Genomic DNA, 6,000 nt, shown 5'->3' on the forward strand with positions numbered 1-6,000 from the left:
GAAAGAATGTAGAAAAAGAGCGACAGGTGCGGAAATATCCATTGAAGAAAATTTTTTTTAGATTTTTTATTTAGAACTATTGACAGTTAGGACATACCTCTTTATAATCGGAAGAGTCATTAATCCGCAGTAGCTCAGTGGTAGAGCTATCGGCTGTTAACCGATCGGTCGTAGGTTCGAATCCTACCTGCGGAGTTGATTGTAAATCACAATAGCCCAAAACGGCTAAGAGAGTTTTTCTAAATTGCATAGTGAATCAATTAAAGGCTTAGATAGTGACGTACTATTGCTCCACCTGAACTAGATATCCTGTCTTTTATGAAATAAGAATTGGATTTGTAGCTAGATAACGGGGAAGTACTCAAGTGGCTGAAGAGGTGCCCCTGCTAAGGGCATAGGTCGCGTAAGCGGCGCGAGGGTTCAAATCCCTCCTTCTCCGCCAGATTTACATATTATCATGGCCCCTTGGTCAAGCGGTTAAGACACCGCCCTTTCACGGCGGTAACACGGGTTCGAATCCCGTAGGGGTCATTAAATTTCTTCTTAATATTATTTTTTATTTTATATGGTCCCGTGGTGTAGCGGTTAACATGCCTGCCTGTCACGCAGGAGATCGCGGGTTCGATTCCCGTCGGGACCGCCATTATTATAATAGAAGATATTTCCTTTTACATAGAATCAAAAGCATGTTATTATAATAACCTTCGATTCTATTTTTATTGGTTTAAGGTGATTTGTTGGGCTATAGCCAAGCGGTAAGGCAACGGACTTTGACTCCGTCATTCGTTGGTTCGAATCCAGCTAGCCCAGCCAAAAAAACTTTAAAAAAACATTGACAAGTACATGTCGAAGTGATAATATAAATCTTGCGCTTTTAAAAATGCGGTCGTGGCGGAATGGCAGACGCGCTAGGTTGAGGGCCTAGTGGTAGCAATACCGTGGAGGTTCAAGTCCTCTCGACCGCACCAGAGTTTTTTCGCGAAAGTGAAAATAACTTTCCATAATATGCGAAAGAAAAAATAACTCAATTTAATATCGCACAAACTTATTAAAATATGCGCCCGTAGCTCAATTGGATAGAGCGTTTGACTACGGATCAAAAGGTTAGGGGTTCGACTCCTCTCGGGCGCGCCATTTTGTGCGGGTGTAGTTTAGTGGTAAAACTACAGCCTTCCAAGCTGTTGTCGTGGGTTCGATTCCCATCACCCGCTCCAATTTTATGTTTGATCTTTGAAAACTGAACGAAACAAACGTCAAAAATTATTTTTAAACAATGGTTTTAACCATTGCCAGCTAATGAGCTAATCAACTACTTATATGAGAGTTTGATCCTGGCTCAGGACGAACGCTGGCGGCGTGCCTAATACATGCAAGTCGAGCGAATGGATGGGAGCTTGCTCCCTGAAGTTAGCGGCGGACGGGTGAGTAACACGTGGGCAACCTGCCTGTAAGACTGGGATAACTTCGGGAAACCGGAGCTAATACCGGATAACTTCTTTCCCCGCATGGGGAAAGGTTAAAAGACGGTTTTGCTGTCACTTACAGATGGGCCCGCGGCGCATTAGCTAGTTGGTGAGGTAACGGCTCACCAAGGCGACGATGCGTAGCCGACCTGAGAGGGTGATCGGCCACACTGGGACTGAGACACGGCCCAGACTCCTACGGGAGGCAGCAGTAGGGAATCTTCCGCAATGGACGAAAGTCTGACGGAGCAACGCCGCGTGAGTGAAGAAGGTTTTCGGATCGTAAAACTCTGTTGTCAGGGAAGAATAAGTACCGTCTAACTAACGGTACCGTGACGGTACCTGACCAGAAAGCCACGGCTAACTACGTGCCAGCAGCCGCGGTAATACGTAGGTGGCAAGCGTTGTCCGGAATTATTGGGCGTAAAGCGCGCGCAGGCGGTTTCTTAAGTCTGATGTGAAATCTCGCGGCTCAACCGTGAGCGGTCATTGGAAACTGGGAAACTTGAGTGCAGAAGAGAAGAGCGGAATTCCACGTGTAGCGGTGAAATGCGTAGAGATGTGGAGGAACACCAGTGGCGAAGGCGGCTCTTTGGTCTGTAACTGACGCTGAGGCGCGAAAGCGTGGGGAGCGAACAGGATTAGATACCCTGGTAGTCCACGCCGTAAACGATGAGTGCTAAGTGTTAGAGGGTTTCCGCCCTTTAGTGCTGCAGCTAACGCATTAAGCACTCCGCCTGGGGAGTACGGCCGCAAGGCTGAAACTCAAAGGAATTGACGGGGGCCCGCACAAGCGGTGGAGCATGTGGTTTAATTCGAAGCAACGCGAAGAACCTTACCAGGTCTTGACATCCTCTGACAACTCTAGAGATAGAGCGTTCCCCTTCGGGGGACAGAGTGACAGGTGGTGCATGGTTGTCGTCAGCTCGTGTCGTGAGATGTTGGGTTAAGTCCCGCAACGAGCGCAACCCTTGATCTTAGTTGCCAGCATTCAGTTGGGCACTCTAAGGTGACTGCCGGTGACAAACCGGAGGAAGGTGGGGATGACGTCAAATCATCATGCCCCTTATGACCTGGGCTACACACGTGCTACAATGGATGGTACAAAGGGCAGCAAAACCGCGAGGTCGAGCCAATCCCATAAAACCATTCTCAGTTCGGATTGCAGGCTGCAACTCGCCTGCATGAAGCCGGAATCGCTAGTAATCGCGGATCAGCATGCCGCGGTGAATACGTTCCCGGGCCTTGTACACACCGCCCGTCACACCACGAGAGTTTGTAACACCCGAAGTCGGTGGGGTAACCTTTTGGAGCCAGCCGCCGAAGGTGGGACAGATGATTGGGGTGAAGTCGTAACAAGGTAGCCGTATCGGAAGGTGCGGCTGGATCACCTCCTTTCTAAGGAATCTTGATCAGTCGAGTGCTGATCAGAAGACGTTTCGTTTCGTTCAGTTTTGAGAGGTTGAACTCTCAAAACATGGCTATCTTTTATAGAGGCCTGTTATTTGTTCCTTGAAAACCAGATAATAGAGAATAAACAAACCAAGAAACATCACCTTATGGAATCATCCATAAGAAACCTTTTTACTGATTAAGTTAGAAAGGGCGCACGGTGGATGCCTTGGCACTAGGAGCCGATGAAGGACGGGACTAACACCGATATGCTTCGGGGAGCTGTAAGCAAGCTTTGATCCGGAGATTTCCGAATGGGGAAACCCACTGCCCGTAATGGGGTAGTATCCATTTCTGAATACATAGGAAATGGAAGGCAGACCCGGGGAACTGAAACATCTAAGTACCCGGAGGAAGAGAAAGAAAAATCGATTTCCTGAGTAGCGGCGAGCGAAACGGAAAAAGCCCAAACCAAGAGGCTTGCCTCTTGGGGTTGTAGGACACTCAACATGGAGTTACAAAGGAACGGGGTAGTTGAAGCGATCTGGAAAGATCCGCCATAGAAGGTAACAGCCCTGTAGTCGAAACTTCGTTCCCTCCTGAGTGGATCCTGAGTACGGCGGGACACGTGAAATCCCGTCGGAAGCTGGGAGGACCATCTCCCAAGGCTAAATACTCCCTAGTGACCGATAGTGAACCAGTACCGTGAGGGAAAGGTGAAAAGCACCCCGGAAGGGGAGTGAAAAAGATCCTGAAACCGTGTGCCTACAAATAGTCAAAGCACATTCATGTGTGATGGCGTGCCTTTTGTAGAATGAACCGGCGAGTTACGATTTCATGCAAGGTTAAGTCGATGAGACGGAGCCGCAGCGAAAGCGAGTCTGAATAGGGCGTTTTGAGTATGAGGTCGTAGACCCGAAACCAGGTGATCTACCCATGTCCAGGGTGAAGGTAAGGTAACACTTACTGGAGGCCCGAACCCACGTACGTTGAAAAGTGCGGGGATGAGGTGTGGGTAGCGGTGAAATTCCAATCGAACCTGGAGATAGCTGGTTCTCTCCGAAATAGCTTTAGGGCTAGCCTCAAGGTAAAGAGTCTTGGAGGTAGAGCACTGTTTGGACTAGGGGCCCTCATCGGGTTACCGAATTCAGACAAACTCCGAATGCCAATGACTTGTCCTTGGGAGTCAGACTGCGAGTGATAAGATCCGTAGTCAAGAGGGAAACAGCCCAGACCGCCAGCTAAGGTCCCAAAGTATCCGTTAAGTGGAAAAGGATGTGGAGTTGCTTAGACAACCAGGATGTTGGCTTAGAAGCAGCCACCATTTAAAGAGTGCGTAATAGCTCACTGGTCGAGTGATTCTGCGCCGAAAATGTACCGGGGCTAAACGGATCACCGAAGCTGCGGATTGACACCGTTGGTGTCAGTGGTAGGAGAGCGTTCTAAGGGCTGTGAAGCAAGACCGGAAGGACTTGTGGAGCGCTTAGAAGTGAGAATGCCGGTATGAGTAGCGAAAGAAGGGTGAGAATCCCTTCCACCGAATGCCTAAGGTTTCCTGAGGAAGGCTCGTCCGCTCAGGGTTAGTCGGGACCTAAGCCGAGGCCGAAAGGCGTAGGCGATGGACAACAGGTTGATATTCCTGTACCACCTTTTTACCGTTTGAGCAATGGGGGGACGCAGGAGGATAGGGTAAGCGCGCTGTTGGATATGCGCGTCCAAGCAGTTAGGCTGGGGTGGAGGCAAATCCTTCATCCTAAAGCGGAGCTGTGATGGCGAGGGAAATTTAGTACCGAAGTTCCTGATTCCACACTGCCAAGAAAAGCCTCTAGCAAGGTAAATGGTGCCCGTACCGCAAACCGACACAGGTAGGCGAGGAGAGAATCCTAAGGTGATCGAGAGAACTCTCGTTAAGGAACTCGGCAAAATGACCCCGTAACTTCGGGAGAAGGGGTGCTCTTTGGGGTGCAAGCCCTAGAGAGCCGCAGTGAATAGGCCCAGGCGACTGTTTAGCAAAAACACAGGTCTCTGCGAAGCCGCAAGGCGAAGTATAGGGGCTGACGCCTGCCCGGTGCTGGAAGGTTAAGAGGAGCGCTTAGACTTCGGTCGAAGGTGCGAATTGAAGCCCCAGTAAACGGCGGCCGTAACTATAACGGTCCTAAGGTAGCGAAATTCCTTGTCGGGTAAGTTCCGACCCGCACGAAAGGCGTAACGATCTGGGCACTGTCTCAACGAGAGACTCGGTGAAATTATAGTACCTGTGAAGATGCAGGTTACCCGCGACAGGACGGAAAGACCCCGTGGAGCTTTACTGCAGCCTGATATTGAATGTTGGTGCAGCTTGTACAGGATAGGTAGGAGCCTTGGAAATGGGAGCGCCAGCTTCCATGGAGGCATCGGTGGGATACTACCCTTGCTGTACTGACCTTCTAACCCGCACCCGTGATCCGGGTGGGAGACAGTGTCTGGCAGGCAGTTTGACTGGGGCGGTCGCCTCCTAAAGAGTAACGGAGGCGCCCAAAGGTTCCCTCAGAATGGTTGGAAATCATTCGTAGAGTGTAAAGGCACAAGGGAGCTTGACTGCGAGACCTACAAGTCGAGCAGGGACGAAAGTCGGGCTTAGTGATCCGGTGGTTCCGCATGGAAGGGCCATCGCTCAACGGATAAAAGCTACCCCGGGGATAACAGGCTTATCTCCCCCAAGAGTTCACATCGACGGGGAGGTTTGGCACCTCGATGTCGGCTCATCGCATCCTGGGGCTGTAGTCGGTCCCAAGGGTTGGGCTGTTCGCCCATTAAAGCGGTACGCGAGCTGGGTTCAGAACGTCGTGAGACAGTTCGGTCCCTATCCGTCGCGGGCGCAGGAAATTTGAGAGGAGCTGTCCTTAGTACGAGAGGACCGGGATGGACGCACCGCTGGTGTACCAGTTGTCTTGCCAAAGGCATCGCTGGGTAGCTATGTGCGGACGGGATAAGTGCTGAAAGCATCTAAGCATGAAGCCCCCCTCAAGATGAGATTTCCCATCGCGCAAGCGAGTAAGATCCCTGAAAGATGATCAGGTTGATAGGTCCGGTGTGGAAGTGTGGCGACACATGGAGCTGACGGATACTAATCGATCGAGGACTTAATCAACAAACAATCAAGTTT

8 tRNA genes and 2 rRNA genes are annotated in these 6,000 nt (G+C 50.4%); all 10 read left to right on the forward strand.

Going from position 1 to position 6,000, the window contains the following annotated elements:
• The first annotated feature begins 123 nt into the window (after positions 1-123).
• The 10 genes from KHA93_RS22145 (at position 124) to KHA93_RS22190 (ending at position 5,985) form a co-directional block, all read left to right on the forward strand.
• Positions 124-195 (forward strand) — tRNA-Asn (locus tag KHA93_RS22145).
• 156 nt (positions 196-351) lie between these two features.
• Positions 352-442: transfer RNA gene (locus KHA93_RS22150), tRNA-Ser, on the forward strand.
• Between the two features lie 17 nt (positions 443-459).
• Positions 460-531, forward strand: a tRNA-Glu gene (locus KHA93_RS22155).
• Between the two features lie 36 nt (positions 532-567).
• Positions 568-643, forward strand: a tRNA-Asp gene (locus KHA93_RS22160).
• A 95-nt stretch (positions 644-738) separates the two neighbouring features.
• Positions 739-813, forward strand: a tRNA-Gln gene (locus KHA93_RS22165).
• Positions 814-882: 69 nt separating this feature from the next.
• Positions 883-968, forward strand: a tRNA-Leu gene (locus KHA93_RS22170).
• 89 nt (positions 969-1,057) lie between these two features.
• A tRNA-Arg gene (locus KHA93_RS22175) sits at positions 1,058-1,134 on the forward strand.
• A gap of 6 nt (positions 1,135-1,140) precedes the next feature.
• Positions 1,141-1,214 (forward strand) — tRNA-Gly (locus KHA93_RS22180).
• A 99-nt stretch (positions 1,215-1,313) separates the two neighbouring features.
• Positions 1,314-2,861 (forward strand): 16S ribosomal RNA (locus KHA93_RS22185).
• Positions 2,862-3,052: 191 nt separating this feature from the next.
• Positions 3,053-5,985, forward strand: a 23S ribosomal RNA gene (locus tag KHA93_RS22190).
• The 16S and 23S rRNA genes sit together here with 8 tRNA genes alongside, the layout of an rRNA operon.
• Positions 5,986-6,000 lie beyond the last annotated feature (15 nt).

The organism is Lederbergia citrisecunda, from assembly GCF_018343695.1.
Taxonomy (GTDB): Bacteria; Bacillota; Bacilli; order Bacillales; family Bacillaceae_C; genus Lederbergia; species Lederbergia citrisecunda.